A 15,298-nucleotide genomic window follows, 5' to 3' on the forward strand; every position below is an offset into this window, starting at 1 on the left:
AATACCAATGATCTTACCCATCAGGTTCTCTCCAATTATCTATTTAAACTTATCCAAAACAACTTGAATAAGGGTTGGGACTAAATCCCATAATTCATTCTATGACTAATTAATAAGGGCGCTAAATCACAATTCAAGGGAAACAATAAAAAAAAATCAATTTTATTTTCAACAGAACAAAAAAAAGCCTAACAATCATGTCAGGCTTGTCATTCAAAATATTATGAATCGATATCCACTTAATCAAAACTTTTACAATTAAGTTCTTCAACATCAATTGGCGGTGGGTTTTTCTGCCACTCTTCTTTGGTTAAAAAGGTTTTACCACCCGATTTAATGTATGGACTATTATCATCGACAATCAGTAAATCATCCGACGCAACGGTTCCCATGTAATACCATTTTGGTGTCGTGGTTAAATATTGAAAACGACTACCACCAGCTCCGGGTAAATAATTGGCATTAGATAAATCACCATGAGAAACCGACGTATTCACCGTTGGGTAATAATCTGCTCCTGTACTGATTAACACTTTAGCCGTACTAATATCTTGCTTGCCTTGTGATTTATCTGGAACCAACCATGCTTTCATTCGAACAAACGCAGCAAGGACATTTTCGCCATCAATAGCAACCTTATTCGTTCCACCATGCAATGGATAATGTTCTGGGTGTAATTGATACTCCTTTAAACCATCACCAGAACGGCGATATGGTACATCTTCAATGTATTTAATAATGTTGTGTGAATAATAAGCAGCCCAAGAGACGGATGCTCTATTGACAGTCGCATTAACCCATTTTGCAGTTAGTGGATTCCTGCTTCCATCAGTCGATTGAAGTAACCACATGTCAGCATCGCCAATAACAACTCGAACATTATTTGCTGTATTATCTTGCGCTTCAAAGACAGTGAACCATTGTGTCATTCCCGTCCACGCATCAGAAGTTGTCATACTTTTATCAATGATCTCATCAATCCAATATGACGGTGCAGCATCTCCACGAGGTATACCTTGAACAATAGTGGCTCCACGAGCCCAAGCTGAAGTCTCTGGTGCATTATATAACTTGGCATCATTTGCTAATGCCATTGAGGTATAAGTCTCAGACGCCACTACATGCTCAGCAAAACTTAACGGTGTGTAAAGACAAAGCACACCAACTAAAAGAGATTTAATATTCAATTTTCTTTCCATTTATTCGTTCCTAATCATTCATCCATGATGTGTAAAATGTAGTAAAAAACAAAATAAATAACGATAAAAAAGTGATTACATTTAAAAACTTGAATCTCATTGCTTATTTACAACACACTTTCTAAAAAAGAAGACGACTTATCTTAAAAGAAAGACAAAAAAAAGCGAACCCATTGCTGAATTCGCTTCATTTATCGTCACTTAATTTAATTAAAAATAGTGATTATTGAGCAACCATTACCATTGCAGGGCGAAGTACTTGCTCATTTAATGAGTAGCCTTTTTGCATCACAATCATTACGGTGTTTGACTCATGATCTGGGCTTGCTTGCATACCAATAGCTTGATGAAGTTCAGGATTAAATGCTTCGCCAACTGGATTAATGACAGTAAGACCAAACTTTTCAACCGTTGAAATAAACGTTTGTAGTGTTAATTCAACACCTTCAAGCAACCCTTTTGCTGCTTCATTTTCTTTATCGCCATTCTCAAGAGCACGCTCTAGGTTATCAATAACAGGAAGTAATTCACCAGCGAATTTTTTCAACGCATATTTACGCGCTTTATCGATATCGCCTTCCGCACGACGACGTACGTTTTGTTCTTCTGCTTTTGCTCGTAATACCGCATCTTGCTGATCTTTAAGTTGTGCTTGAGTTGCAAGTAATGCCGCTTCTAATTCTGCAACTTTTGCATCTTGGTTATCTTCAGTAGATTCATTCCACTCAACATCACCTTCAGTGCCAACCGCTTCAATGTGATCTTCAACTACAACTTCTTCGTTTACTTTTTTCTCTTCGTTACTCATTACTGCTTCTCCAGAATGCTGATGACTAGCTATAAAACGATCTTAATATAAACCAAGGCACCGCTCTATACGCAAATTAAAACTTTGTCATTATTATGGGGACTAAATAAAGCGATTCAAGCATAATAGTGCTAATTGTAAAATTTGTTCCCCATTTAATGATGGATGATTGATATGAAAACCGCCTTTAACGTTATCGCAATCATTGGTAAGCCAAGAGATCCAAGCGCCGTAAAAACCCATTTAGCTCTTTATAATTGGTTAACGCAGCTTAATTATTCGGTATTACTCGATGATCGCTTACGTGAAGCTTTACCTGACATTCCTGATGATCGATTTAATCACCTATTAACATTAGGAGAGCAAGCCGATCTCGCTATTGTCGTTGGTGGTGATGGTAATATGCTTGGCGCAGCTCGTGTTTTATCTCGTTTCGATATTTCAGTCATTGGCGTTAATAGAGGCAATCTTGGTTTTTTAACCGATCTTGACCCTGATAATTTTAAAGAGCCACTGCAAGCGGTATTAAATGGTGACTTTGTTAAAGAAGAACGCTTTTTATTAGAAACTGAAGTTCACCGCCATGGGCAAATAAAAAGCCACAACTCCGCTTTTAATGAGGTGGTTCTTCATCCGGGTCAGGTTGCCCACATGATCGAATTTGAAGTCTATATTGATGACAGCTTTGCTTTCTCTCAACGTTCTGATGGATTAATCATCTCTACACCAACAGGCTCAACTGCATATTCTTTATCTGGTGGAGGTCCAATCCTTTCACCTAACCTGAATGCGATTTCAATTGTACCCATGTTTCCACATACCCTTTCAAGCCGTCCTTTGGTTGTTGAAGGTAAGCGTCATATAAAATTATTCATTTCACCAGAAAATCGTAGTGCATTAGAAGTGAGTTGTGATGGGCAGGTCTCATTACCTGTCAGCCCTGGTGATGAAGTGCATATATTCCAAAGCCCTAGTCGATTAAAACTCATCCACCCTAAAGATTATAGCTATTATCATGTACTTAGAAATAAGCTTGGCTGGTCAAGCAAACTCTTCTAAATCTTTAAATACAAACAAAGATAAGCCCCTCACAAAAAGTTAATTTAAACTTTACTGTATAAAGAAACAGTATATACTGTTTCTTTATACAGTGTTTTTAGTGTTTAAATTTCACAGAGAATGGCTTATGTTGGCACATATCAAAATTACTCATTTCGCAATTGTAAAATCATTAGAGCTTGATTTAACCAAAGGCATGACCACCATTACCGGAGAGACCGGCGCTGGTAAATCTATTGCAATTGATGCTCTAGGTTTATGTTTAGGCGATCGCGCTGAAGCTTCTATGGTTCGTCAAGGAGAAGAAAAAGCAGAGATCACCGTACTCTTCACATTAGAAAATAATCTTAACGCCAAACGTTGGTTAGAAGACAATGAACTCTATGATGGCAATGAGTGTATTTTACGCCGTGTAATCACCAAAGAAGGTCGTTCTCGTGGTTTTATTAATGGCAGCACAGTTCCTGTTGCTCAATTAAAAACACTAGGCCATTTACTGATCAATATTCACGGTCAACATGCCCACCACGAATTAATGAGACCTGAATACCAACTAAATATGTTGGATCAATACGCAGGTCATGTATCTTTACTAAATAAGACACGCAGCCGTTACCAAGCGTGGCGTCAAGCTGATAACTCTCTTAAGCAGTTAATCAAAAACGCTCAGCAGAATGAAGCTCAAAAGCAGCTGATCGAATATCAAATAAAAGAGTTAAATGATTTAGCACTAGGTGAAGAAGAGTTTGCTCAACTAGAAGAAGATCATAAACGTTTATCAAACTCTGGTGACTTGGTTGAATACTGTCAACAAGCCGTGTCACTTCTTTATGAAAACGATGAGGTTAATGCCCTTCAGTTGCTGCAACATGCAAACAATCATATTCAACAACTTGGACAACTTGATCCACAGCTTGCTCCGTTATCAGAAATGCTTAATGAAGCGATGATCCAAGTAGAAGAAGCAAATCATGAAATTAAAAACTATTTAGATTGCATTGATGTTGATCCCGCACAAATTGCCTTTGTTGAGGAACGATTCAGCAAAGTTATGTCAATGGCAAAAAAACACCACGTACTTGCTGATGAATTGTATGTACACCATCAACAGCTATTAGCAGAATACGAGCGCCTTGATTGTTCAGATGAAAAACGCGAACAACGCGAGCAAGAAGTTGAAGAATTAAAACAGCATTTCTTAGAAGCAGCCCATAAGCTCACAAAGAGTCGCCAACGTTATGCTAAAGAGTTAAATAATAAGATCACCGAAAGCATGCAAACATTGAGTATGGAAAAAGCCGTATTTGATATTCAGATTGAAAGTGATGGTGTTAATAAAATTTCACCACTTGGGATTGATACCCTGTGCTTTAAAGTATCAACCAACCCAGGTCAGCCATTGCACCCAATTGCAAAAGTTGCCTCTGGTGGTGAGCTATCTCGTATTTCTTTGGCAATTCAGGTTATTACGGCTCAGAAAGTCGATACGCCAAGTTTGATTTTTGATGAAGTTGATGTAGGTATTAGTGGGCCAACCGCTGCTGTCGTGGGAAAAATGCTACGTACTTTAGGTGAATCAACCCAAGTGCTATGTGTGACTCACTTACCTCAAGTTGCTGGCTGTGGACACAACCAGTTATTTGTCGAAAAAAACACGAGTTCAGGAAAAACAGAAACCCAAATGCGAGCCTTAAGTACAGAAGAGCGCATTGAAGAGTTAGCACGTTTACTCGGTGGGACGCAAATAACAGACCATACACTTGCTAATGCAAAAGAGCTATTAAGCGCAGCTTAGCAACCAATAACCACTGACTTCATCTTTAAATTAACGCCAATGTCCCCTTGATATTGGCGTTTTTATGCCAGCCATCTTTTAAATTATGAATAGAATGCAACTTGATTCAAAATTTAGGGTCAAAACACAGCATAACAGGCTTAACCTTTTTACTTATTAGTCTAGCTTGTTTATCATCTGTTTAATTATTTTAAAGGCTAAGCTGTACGAACTATGCAATTCAAAAAATGGATCATTGCTCTACCCCTTGCTATTGGGCTTCTGGGTGGTTGCTCGCTATTAGAACCTTTGGTATATCGAATCGATATTGCCCAAGGTAACTACGTCGAACAGGAAGCCGTCGATAAACTGCGATTTGGCATGACAAAGAAACAAGTACAGTATGTTATGGGTTCTCCAATGCTTGTTGAATCAGGCTACCCAAATACCTGGTATTACGTCTACCTCTTCACTCATGGCCACGAAGAGTCGATTCAAAAGAACTTAATTGTTCACTTTGATGACAATGGTAACTTAACCAGCCTTGATGGTGTATTCCCAATGAGTGACAGTTTCTTTGAGAAAATCTAGTTTTCTTTAAGACGTTAAAACACAAAAAACCGGACATCGTTTTACGATCTCCGGTTTTTTATTATCTACAATTAAGTAAATAAACTACTTTTTCGCCGCTTCTTTCTTCGCTTGTTCGGCTCTTTTTCGTCTAATTTCTTTTGGATCAGCAAGTAAAGGGCGATAAATTTCAATACGATCTTTATCTCTAATCGTTGCATCCAATTTTATATTACGACTAAATACGCCAACTTTATTTACGTCTAAATCGATATCAGGGTATCGCTCTAATACGCCAGATTGTTGGATAATCTCTTGTACTGTCTGTTCAGCTTTAACCGCAAGTTTAAAAACCACCTGCTCTGTTGGTAATGCGTAGACCACTTCCACATGGATCATCTCATTAATTATTGACATAAACCTGCTTCGCTCTTTGGGTAAATGAATTGACCATATTATTAGTAAGCTCTTGAAATACTTTACCAAACGCCATTGCTACTAAGGCATTTGTAAATTCAAAATCTAACGTTAACTCCACTTTACATGCCGTTTCATCCAAAGCAGTAAAGTGCCAGCCACCAGTTAATGATTTAAATGGTCCATCAACTAAATTCATCCCAATCAATTGCGCATCAATTAGAGTATTTTTAGTCGTAAACGTCTTTTTTATGCCTGCTTTTGCTACATCAACTGACGCTACCATTGAACTTTCTGTCTCTTCGATTACCTTAGAGCCAGAACAGCCAGGTAAAAACTGAGGATAAGAGGCAACATCATTGACTAAATCATACATTTGCTTTGCGCTAAACGGTACTAATGCAGAACGGCTAACCTGAGGCATAAATTCTCCTTTACATAATAGAGGGTTGCATCATACCATCTTGATGTTAAGAGCCAAACTACTTCCCCTATTCTCAACTAATAACGTATAATGTGGGCATTATGGCAAAGAAAAAATCAAAAGATAAAGCGGGCAGTAATACCATTGCTATGAACAAGCAAGCTCGCCACGAATATTTCATTGAAGATGAAATCGAAGCAGGGGTTGAACTCCAAGGCTGGGAAGTTAAATCTCTTCGTTCTGGTAAAGTTAATATCGCGGAAAGCTACGTGTATGTTCGCGATGGTGAAATTTTTATTAGTGGTATGAACATCACACCACTGCAAGCCGCATCGACTCATGTTATAGCGAATCCAACACGTGTTCGTAAATTACTAATGAGCCGTAAAGAAATTGATAACCTTATTGGTCGTGTAAACCGTGAAGGTATGACACTCGTTGCAACAACAATGTACTGGGTTCGCTCTTGGGCCAAGATCAAAGTTGGCGTAGCTAAAGGTAAAAAACTGCACGATAAACGTACAGATTCAAAAGAAAAAGACTGGAATAGAGATAAAGCACGAATTATGAAGAGTAGTTTGCGTTAATTTCAACCAGTTAGACTGATACTAGCTAGACAGACGCTGTTTTTCTGTTAGTATCATCTGGTAACAACTTTGGGGCTGATTCAGGATTCGACGGGAATTTTGAAACCCGAGGAGCATGTCGTGGGGCGGTTGGCCACGTAAAAAGCCGCAAAAAAATAGTCGCAAACGACGAAAACTACGCACTAGCAGCTTAATAACCTGCTCAGAGCTCTCCTGCCCTAGCTTCCGTTTGTAAGACGGGGAATAACAGGGGATCAAACCCAAACGAACTAGAATGGATTCTCCCACCTGAGAGATGAAGTTCGAATTATAATTCAGGTTAGCCATAAGATAGCGTGTCGGTTCGCAGTTTTACGGTGAAATTAAAGATCGACTAAACATGTAGCGCCAACGGTGAACGGTTTTCGGACGGGGGTTCAAATCCCCCCAGCTCCACCAATCACTAGTAACGGGACGTCTCAGGACGTCCCGTTTTCTATTCTAACGCCTTGTAATATCTAGCTTTAAGCGTCTCACCAAGTATCATTAAGATTCACTTAATCTCACTTCTTTAGTAACATTCTTTGCAACATCACAGGATTAAATCCAATTCTGTTGTTACATTGCAAAGGATAGTAATAAATGGCTAGACAAATCAAACCCTTATCTACAACCCAAGTCAATAAATCAAAACCAAAAGAAAAAGAATATTCGCTTGCTGATGGGAATGGTTTATACCTTAGAATTAAACCTAATGGCGCAAAGCTTTGGATTTTCAATTACATTCATCCCATTACTAAAAAACGTAAAAATATTGGCTTAGGTGCTTTTCCTGATATAACTCTTGCCTCAGCAAGAGAGAAAACGAGATCAATGCGTCAACACGTCGCTGAAGGGATAGATCCTAAAACATACCGCGACAATCAACAAATCAGCGCTCAAATAGCTCTGTCTTCCACATTAAAATCCGTCGGGCAAGAATGGTTTGAAGTTAAGAAGCATGATGTATCAGATAATTACGCTGATGATATTTGGCGCTCTCTAGAGCTTCATGCATTTCCAAATATCGGCAACCTACCAATCAATGAAATCACAGCGCCGATTGTTATTCAGATTTTAAGACCTATAGAAGCCAAAGGCACATTAGAAACAGTTAAACGCGTTTGCCAGCGACTTAATGAAATCATGAACTACGCGGTTAATTGTGGAAAAATTCAATCTAATCCGCTGTCAGGCATTAGGCATGCATTCAAAAAACCCAAAGCCGAGCATATGCTGACCATTAAACCTGATGATCTAAATGTCTTAATGCAAAAGATGTCCTTAGCAAACATCAAACACATAACTCGCTGTGCTTTTGAGTTTCAACTTCATACTCTAACTCGCCCCGTTGAATGCGCTCGCGCTGAGTGGGCTGAAATAGACTTTGAGAACCGTTTATGGGTGATTAGTCGAGATAAAATGAAGATGAAGCGAGATCATAAAATACCTCTCTCATATGCTGCAATTCAGTTATTGAATTTCATGAAGCCTATTTCATTTGGGCAAAAATATGTATTCCCAAGTGATAAACCTACTGGTAAACATATAAACAGTCAAAGTATCAATATGGCTCTTAAAAGAGCTGGAATGTCAGGGGTTTTAGTAAGTCACGGCATGCGATCTATTGGTAGTACAGCACTTAATGAAAATGGCTTCAATAAAGACGCAATTGAACTCTGTCTAGCACACGTTGATTCAAATACGATACGCGACATATACAATAATGCTGAATACCTTGAAGAACGACGAACCATTATGGAATGGTGGAGCGAATTCATTTTCAATGCATCTAGAAATGTAAATACGATCGCAAAACCCAAATAGACTTTCTGTAAAAATAGTTAATGTTCTAAATTACGTATTTTGCGCAATTCAATAACACAATAATATTAATAAATAAAAAATCGAGTACGCCGTTTGTGTTACGCAAACGACGTATTTTTTCGTTTTCATTAACTATGAGAGCGAATATAGCCAAAATCACCTACCTATCAAAGACATAAGAAGCCGACTAACCACCTGTACAGTTCTTACTCACCCACTACAAATATTGAGACCTGCATCACATAAAGCATTCAATTTAAATAAATTAATATTGACTAAAAAAAGGATCTCGAATAAAACATTACTCGTTCAAGAAATTAAAATAAATCCTTAAGGAGAACAGATATTTACCGACCTAAACGGTCTCCTGCCACAAAGGCAGACTACAGAAAATTTATTTAGTTATTTATTTTAGATTTAGCACTAACACCTATTAACCAACTCATTACTAATTATTTAAGGTCTTGAGGTAATTACAGTAATCCACTTTATTTTGATAAGTATCAAAAGCATTGGGTCATTGCGCATAAATTCATCTGAAAATTAAGATGAGTTACCCTATTTCTATTAATAGGCTTGCATAGCATTAGTGCAGATCATATCTGTAGAAGGTAATATCTGTTATGAACACTCAAATCAAAATCGAACGCAAATCTGATGTCCTAAAACGCGTTCCATTCTCTCGCGCTACCCTACATCGCAAAATCAACGACGGCACCTTTCCACCATCGATCCCACTCGGTGCGAATTCTGTTGGATTTTTATCACACGAAATCGATACCATCATCGCTAGCATGGTGCTAGGTAAGAACCTACAACATGTCGTGTCTCAACTTATCGAACAGCGTCAATCACTGTTAGATAACAGCTTCTTTGCACTTGCTGCATAACGTTTAACTCACAAATCAAAATATTGTTTATTGCATGCTTTAGCATGCTGGTAAAAGTGCAAAGTTTTTTAGTTATATATATAACCTAGTAACTTTGCACTTTTACGTTCAATCAGGAAATTAAAATAAAATGAACGTTATCGCACAATCTCAAATCACTGAACACACACTAATCCGAGCATCAGCAAAAACATCTGTTGTGATTCTTGCTACATCAAAAATTACATACCAGCCTGAAAATCATCGAGTTGTTGCTCTTAGCAACAACAAGAACAATCTTACTTACGTCGTCAACTATTATCGTGATGCTGGCTACTCAATCACACTAGTCATCGATTCAAAAACATTCCCATCCCTTACAGCTAGCATTATGAAAGATAATTACCGCAGTAAGGCGAGAGTTTCACTGTACGATAACGCAACAAATACCCATTACCTTCTTAATAATTTCCAAGACACCATTAGCTACCTAACTCTATGCCATCAAATAGAACCATGTTCGGAGGTACTTCAGTGGTTGGCAGAAAAAGTGATTCGTATGATACCTCTAATTCATGGAACCGCTCAGTCATGCTTAAATAGCTATCATGCCAATTTGGAACAATCAAACATTTCTGATGACCTAATGCATGCACTCAATCAACAACTTACTCTTAACTTAGTAAATGTTCGAACATTCATGTCTCCGTCAATGCAAACAAATACTATCGAAATTAACAGCTTACACTCTCCTATTTGTAAACAGATTATCGATAATACTCCGACGTTAGCCATCAGATCTGCCACAGGGACAGGTAAAACAAAATACATCTTTGGGCCTATAATCAAATCGGCAAGAGAAAACAATAAGAAAGTAGTATACCTTTCATATCTAATGGCCTTAGTTCAGCAATACTGCGATGACAATCAGGCTGTTAGCTATAACAATCCTAATCTTGATCATATTGAACAATCTTCTGCAATGGGCGTTGTCGTAAATAGTATTTGGAAAGAACATATCCGTAGCTTTATTGCTCAAGCAGACATTCTTATCATTGATGAGTTTGAAAAAGTGCTAAGTACCATTGTATGCTCAAAAGAGAGTAAACAACTGCCTAAACAGCGCGTATTTGCTTGTTTATCTCAGATAATTAAAACGATTCCACAACTGATTGTGGGTGATGCAGACCTATCTGATATTAGCCTTGGTTATCTGCGTCGACTACGAGGTGATGTTACTCTTCTAAAGTGCTCACAAAATCCTTACACAACGATTGACGCTGTGATCACGGATAAAAACCAATATATTTCAAATACTAACTTAAAAGATCAACTACTGAGTGATAAAGTTTTTCTATTTGATTCATTGGTAACATTACGTCAAGTAACTAAAGCTCTGGGTTACGAAGATTCAAACGGTCTTGATTGTGAAAAAGCAGCACTTAAAGATGGTGTACTCATTGTTCACGGTGACAATAAAGGATTGCCAGAACAAAGTGCTTTCCTTGCTAACCCAAATAAAGAAATCAATAAATATAGAGCTATACTTGCCTCTCCTTGTTTGGGTTCTGGCTTTTCGATCACTACTGATTTTACTAAAAGAGTCGTCGTTTTCTGCGATAAAACCTTAATGCCACTAGAACTAGTCAACTTCGCACGACGATTCCGAGCAGCAAAGCAAATTTGGTTTGCCGTTGATGCTTATCAAGATTTTATCTGTCAAAAAAGTAAAGATACTGAATACAACATTCATATTCACACCCAACCAACTGACGCACTAGAAATAGAATTTAGCAATGTGAAAAATCGCTTTAATAGTCCACTCGCTTTAAACTTACATCTAACATTGCAAGAACTAGGTTTCAAAACGAATTCAGCACCATCCAGTTTTCTTTCACAAATCATGTCATCGAAAAGCGTAAGTAATGAGTCAAAATCCTATCGAAAGCTAATGGTAAAAACGATTGTTACATCTCCGTCTTTAGCGTCTTCACAAGCTGCGATGCTGCTGTCCACAGACAAACGAAGCGCTTCTGATATGGCTGCACTAACTAAGTATAGTATTCAGAATAACTACCAACTGGATGAGATATCAGAGAAAGATGTTCTTTTTCATTTCGAATTTCTAAAAAACAGAGCCATTTTTAATTTGCTGCCTTTTGTTCAATCTGAAAAAGCAGAAACTAGAAGAGAAACAAGACATCAGCGAGCCGCTGACTTTATCTTTAAGTACATATTAAAAGAACACTGTTTCTCTAAAGAAAAGCCTAGTTTTTGCATACACAGAGATGAAGTGCGTCAGATAGTGGCGCTCTGTTATAAGAATAAAGATGTACTCAACTGGGCGTTAGATAAGAGTTATCACATTATTCAACCACTACACAAAGCTCAAAAAACCAATAAAGCGACAACTTATATTAAAAACTTACTTACATCGCTTGGCTTAGAAATAACCCCTTTCAGCGGAGGAACAGGAAAAGCCAAAGTGTTTTTAAGCTCATACGCCCTCCACTATGCACGCATAGATACCGAACAACGCGATAATTTAGATAAAGCTGCCTAACCCTCTTCTCCTGTGATGCCCTACGTCATAGGAGTCGTACCTTCCCGCAAGTCTCGCTTCAATTTCATGATTTAATAAACACATATAAGACCAAACATTGCGTTATAATGCCCACAAATTTTGTTCTTTGCCCAGCAATCAACAGGGCGAGCCGTGAGCGACATAGAGATTATTATGACAACGAATACAACGACAACAAAAACAGTCGAAACAATCAGCCTTGAAGAACTTAAAACATGGCTTTGGGGCAGCGCTAACATCATGCGTGGCACCGTAGACAGCTCAGATTTCAAAAACTATATCTTTGGTCTTATTTTCCTTAAACGCCTCTCTGACGTGTTTGACGAGCGTGTACAAGCCATTATCGAAGAAGAAGCGTGTAATGCTGATGAAGCGATGGACATCATCCAAGAAGACAACCCAGAACAATTTGTGCCTGAAGAAGCTCGTTGGGAAAGCTTAACGAATAAATCAGAAAATATTGGTGAATCTATTGATGAAGCCTTCGCTAAGATTGAAACACAAAACCCAACGTTAGAAAAAGTGCTAACAGCGATTCAATTCGGCGATAAAGAAAAGCTCAGCAATGAACTTTTAATGCGTCTATTACGCCATTTCAATCAATATAAATTGGGCAACGATAACCTTTATAAAGCGGATTTATTAGGTGATGCCTATGAATATTTGATTGGCAAGTTTGCTGATGATGCTGGGAAAAAAGGGGGCGAATTCTATACCCCGCATGAAGTGGTAGAACTGATAGTAAAACTGATTGACCCACAACCAGGGCATGAAATTTATGATCTAACTTGCGGCTGTGGCGGCATGTTGGTTGAATCTGCTCGTCATATCAAAGACAACTATAAAGAAAATGGCACAGTGATGGGGAAACCCAACTGTAAATTATACGGCCAAGAGAAAAATCTAGGGACTTGGGCGATTGCCAAGCTAAACATGTTCTTGCACAACCTAGATGGTGACATCAAACGTGGTGATACCTTGGTTAACCCGCTGCACAAAAGTGGTGAAGGCTTACAAACGTTTGACCGAGTAATCGCAAACCCGCCATTTTCAATCAAAAATTGGTGGGAGCCATTAGAGTTAAATGGTGGGAAGATTATTGGTGATAACGGCAAAGAGAGAAACATAAAATACAGCACAGACCTTAAAGATAAGTTTGGTCGTTTTAGCCTTGGCACAGCACCACGAACTAAGGCCGATCTCGCCTTCCTTCAACATATGATAGCCTCGACTAAAGATGATGGTCGAATAGGTGTTGTTGTTCCTCACGGTGTACTTTTCCGTGAAGGCGATGAAGGTAAAATTCGTAAAGGCATGCTCGTTGGTAAAGATAAGTTTAAAGGCGACTTGATTGAAGGTGTAGTTGGCTTGCCGCCTGCGCTTTTCTTCAATACAGGTATCGCGGCGGCAGTACTGATTATCAATAAAAACAAGCCTACAGCATTGAAGAACAAGGTTATCTTCGTTGATGCCTCTGCTGAATTTGGCGAAGGTAAAGCGATGAACTTTCTTCGTGAAGTCGATATTAAACGCATTACGACTGAATACAATAAGGCGAAGCAAACACTCGTAGAGGCTGGGGAGCAAACGGAAGATAAACTTTCCGAACTACTTGATTCCGTCGCAGTAGATAAATACCTACGAGTGGTCGACATTAAAGAGATTAAGAAAAACGACTTTAACCTCAATATCAGTCGATATATCGATACTTCAGAAAAAGAAGAAACTGTATGTATTACTTCAACACTTGAAAGACTAGACGAGATAAATGAAAAACTAGTGAATACCGATAAAGAGTTACAAAATCACTTGAAGTTATTGGGATTGTAGGAGGAAGGTATGTTAACTGCTTCAGTTCCAAATGGCTGGAAAATAATGTCGATTGGTGATTTTACTGTAGAGCATAAACAAGGTTACTACACTAAGCAGCAATACGAAAGCAAAGGAGTATTACTAGCTCGCATTACTGACTTAGGTAATCCGAAAGTAAATTTTTGCTCAATGCCTAAATTAGATGTTTCAGAAAAAGACTACCAAGCATTCAAAGTGTGCAAAGGTGATTTTCTTTTCGCACGAAGCGGAGCCATTGGTCGATATGGAATTGTGAAAATTGAACCACCGAGAACCATTTTCGCATCTTATTTAATTCGCTTTAGATTTAATGAACAGGTTAATAGTTACTATGTTGGTCAAGTTTATGAATCGGAACTAACGCAAGCTCAAATTAAAGCAATTAGTCAAGGTAACGCGAATATCAATATAAACGCTGAAAATATAAAAAAACTAAAGATGTTGGTTCCACCACTCAAAGAACAACAAAAAATCGCAGAAGTCCTATCAACCGTTGATAAGAAGATTGACCTTATCAACCAAAAGATAGTTGAAACCGAAAAACTCAAAACGGGATTAATGCAAAAACTGTTTTCACAAGGCGTTGGTGTTCAAGATTCAGATGGTAGCTGGCTGCCGCATAGTGAGTTTCAAGATTCTCCGCTTGGTAAAATGCCTAAGTGTTGGGAAGTTGAAACCCTTGGAGAACACACAATCAAAGTCGGTAGCGGAGTAACACCAAAAGGCGGCAGCAAAGCCTATGTTGACTCAGGTATACCTTTAATTCGAAGCCAAAACGTCCTATTTGGTAAATTTAAGCTTGATGATGTTGCGTTCATTACGGAACAACAACACGACAAGATGAAAGGCTCAAAGCTACAGCCAAAAGATGTGTTGTTAAACATAACAGGAGCTTCTATTGGCCGCTGTGCCGTTTTGCCTGAAGACTTTGACGAAGGTAATGTTAATCAGCATGTCTGCATCATAAGAACGTCTGAATCTATAGATCCAGATTTTTGTGGCTGGTTCTTAAACTCAAACCTTGGTCAAAAACAGATATGGAACCTACAAGCTGGCGGTAATCGTGAAGGCTTAAATTTTCAGCAGATAAGAAGCTTTAAGATTCCTGTCTTTTCTATTGAAGAACAGTGTTCTATCGTAGAAATTCTTTCTACCGTAAGCGATAAACTAAATCTTCTCGAAACACAAAAATCCGAAACACAGCAATTAAAAAAAGGCTTAATGCAAAAACTGTTAACTGGCGAATGGCGAGTACCGTTAGATAGTACAGACACAGCTTAACCATTCGAGTAATGATGCCTTCATCAGAAG

General features: G+C 38.3%; 13 protein-coding genes and 1 other RNA gene. 10 read left to right on the forward strand and 4 right to left on the reverse strand.

The features are described 5' to 3' along the window. Positions 1-239: 239 nt before the first annotated feature. Both PVK62_RS09600 and grpE read right to left on the reverse strand, forming a co-directional pair. Positions 240-1,199, reverse strand: coding sequence for a hypothetical protein (locus tag PVK62_RS09600; protein WP_274444196.1), 960 nt, complete (start codon positions 1,197-1,199; stop codon positions 240-242). Between the two features lie 223 nt (positions 1,200-1,422). After that, positions 1,423-2,007 (reverse strand): nucleotide exchange factor GrpE, encoded by a 585-nt coding sequence (gene grpE, locus PVK62_RS09605; protein ID WP_274444195.1) that lies wholly within the window; start codon positions 2,005-2,007, stop codon positions 1,423-1,425. A 174-nt stretch (positions 2,008-2,181) separates the two neighbouring features. Between grpE and nadK the strand changes: the two genes are divergently transcribed. The 3 genes from nadK to bamE all read left to right on the forward strand — a co-directional run bounded on the left by nadK (position 2,182) and on the right by bamE (position 5,431). Then, positions 2,182-3,066, forward strand: coding sequence for an NAD(+) kinase (gene nadK, locus PVK62_RS09610; RefSeq protein WP_274444193.1), 885 nt, complete (start codon positions 2,182-2,184; stop codon positions 3,064-3,066). Positions 3,067-3,193: 127 nt separating this feature from the next. After that, positions 3,194-4,861 (forward strand): DNA repair protein RecN, encoded by a 1,668-nt coding sequence (gene recN, locus PVK62_RS09615; RefSeq protein ID WP_274444192.1) that lies wholly within the window; start codon positions 3,194-3,196, stop codon positions 4,859-4,861. 213 nt (positions 4,862-5,074) lie between these two features. Then, the gene (bamE, locus tag PVK62_RS09620) at positions 5,075-5,431 is read left to right on the forward strand and encodes an outer membrane protein assembly factor BamE (RefSeq protein ID WP_274444191.1); all 357 of its coding nucleotides are present in this window, start codon (positions 5,075-5,077) and stop codon (positions 5,429-5,431) included. Between the two features lie 84 nt (positions 5,432-5,515). Here bamE and PVK62_RS09625 read toward each other — a convergent pair whose 3' ends face one another. Beyond that, positions 5,516-5,827 carry an RnfH family protein gene (locus PVK62_RS09625; RefSeq protein WP_122036409.1) on the reverse strand — a complete coding sequence of 104 codons (312 nt, stop codon included), beginning with the start codon at positions 5,825-5,827 and terminating at the stop codon, positions 5,516-5,518. Continuing rightward, positions 5,814-6,251, reverse strand: a complete 438-nt coding sequence (locus PVK62_RS09630; RefSeq protein WP_274444189.1) for an SRPBCC family protein — start codon at positions 6,249-6,251, stop codon at positions 5,814-5,816. Before PVK62_RS09630 ends, PVK62_RS09625 begins: the two co-directional genes overlap by 14 nt. A 101-nt stretch (positions 6,252-6,352) precedes the next feature. On the opposite strand from PVK62_RS09630, the gene smpB reads away from it, so the two are divergent. From smpB to PVK62_RS09665, 7 genes are all read left to right on the forward strand, one after another. Further along, positions 6,353-6,838 (forward strand): SsrA-binding protein SmpB, encoded by a 486-nt coding sequence (gene smpB / locus PVK62_RS09635; protein ID WP_122036405.1) that lies wholly within the window; start codon positions 6,353-6,355, stop codon positions 6,836-6,838. 71 nt (positions 6,839-6,909) lie between these two features. Continuing rightward, positions 6,910-7,276: a transfer-messenger RNA gene (gene ssrA, locus PVK62_RS09640) on the forward strand. Between the two features lie 183 nt (positions 7,277-7,459). Then, on the forward strand, positions 7,460-8,683 hold the full coding sequence (locus PVK62_RS09645) for an integrase domain-containing protein (RefSeq protein ID WP_274449386.1): 1,224 nt from the start codon (positions 7,460-7,462) through the stop codon (positions 8,681-8,683). Positions 8,684-9,306: 623 nt separating this feature from the next. Next, positions 9,307-9,573, forward strand: a complete 267-nt coding sequence (locus tag PVK62_RS09650) for a helix-turn-helix transcriptional regulator (protein WP_274449387.1) — start codon at positions 9,307-9,309, stop codon at positions 9,571-9,573. Between the two features lie 130 nt (positions 9,574-9,703). Further along, a complete protein-coding gene (locus PVK62_RS09655; RefSeq protein WP_274449388.1) occupies positions 9,704-12,115 on the forward strand; it encodes a DEAD/DEAH box helicase in 2,412 nt (803 codons plus the stop codon). A 174-nt stretch (positions 12,116-12,289) separates the two neighbouring features. Further along, positions 12,290-13,966: a type I restriction-modification system subunit M gene (locus PVK62_RS09660; RefSeq protein ID WP_274449389.1), complete on the forward strand. Its 1,677-nt coding sequence runs from the start codon at positions 12,290-12,292 to the stop codon at positions 13,964-13,966. A gap of 9 nt (positions 13,967-13,975) precedes the next feature. Next, complete coding sequence (locus PVK62_RS09665; protein ID WP_274449390.1) at positions 13,976-15,268, forward strand: restriction endonuclease subunit S; 1,293 nt, start codon at positions 13,976-13,978, stop codon at positions 15,266-15,268. Positions 15,269-15,298 lie beyond the last annotated feature (30 nt).

The organism is Aliivibrio sp. S3MY1, from assembly GCF_028765575.1.
In the GTDB taxonomy this organism is placed as follows: Bacteria; Pseudomonadota; Gammaproteobacteria; order Enterobacterales; family Vibrionaceae; genus Aliivibrio.

Coding starts and splice junctions, on each gene's coding strand:
- PVK62_RS09600 (WP_274444196.1), bottom strand. CDS start 1,199: ATGGAAAGAAAATTGAATATTAAATCTCTTTTAGTTGGTGTGCTTTGT.
- grpE (WP_274444195.1), bottom strand. CDS start 2,007: ATGAGTAACGAAGAGAAAAAAGTAAACGAAGAAGTTGTAGTTGAAGAT.
- nadK (WP_274444193.1), top strand. CDS start 2,182: ATGAAAACCGCCTTTAACGTTATCGCAATCATTGGTAAGCCAAGAGAT.
- recN (WP_274444192.1), top strand. CDS start 3,194: ATGTTGGCACATATCAAAATTACTCATTTCGCAATTGTAAAATCATTA.
- bamE (WP_274444191.1), top strand. CDS start 5,075: ATGCAATTCAAAAAATGGATCATTGCTCTACCCCTTGCTATTGGGCTT.
- PVK62_RS09625 (WP_122036409.1), bottom strand. CDS start 5,827: ATGTCAATAATTAATGAGATGATCCATGTGGAAGTGGTCTACGCATTA.
- PVK62_RS09630 (WP_274444189.1), bottom strand. CDS start 6,251: ATGCCTCAGGTTAGCCGTTCTGCATTAGTACCGTTTAGCGCAAAGCAA.
- smpB (WP_122036405.1), top strand. CDS start 6,353: ATGGCAAAGAAAAAATCAAAAGATAAAGCGGGCAGTAATACCATTGCT.
- PVK62_RS09645 (WP_274449386.1), top strand. CDS start 7,460: ATGGCTAGACAAATCAAACCCTTATCTACAACCCAAGTCAATAAATCA.
- PVK62_RS09650 (WP_274449387.1), top strand. CDS start 9,307: ATGAACACTCAAATCAAAATCGAACGCAAATCTGATGTCCTAAAACGC.
- PVK62_RS09655 (WP_274449388.1), top strand. CDS start 9,704: ATGAACGTTATCGCACAATCTCAAATCACTGAACACACACTAATCCGA.
- PVK62_RS09660 (WP_274449389.1), top strand. CDS start 12,290: ATGACAACGAATACAACGACAACAAAAACAGTCGAAACAATCAGCCTT.
- PVK62_RS09665 (WP_274449390.1), top strand. CDS start 13,976: ATGTTAACTGCTTCAGTTCCAAATGGCTGGAAAATAATGTCGATTGGT.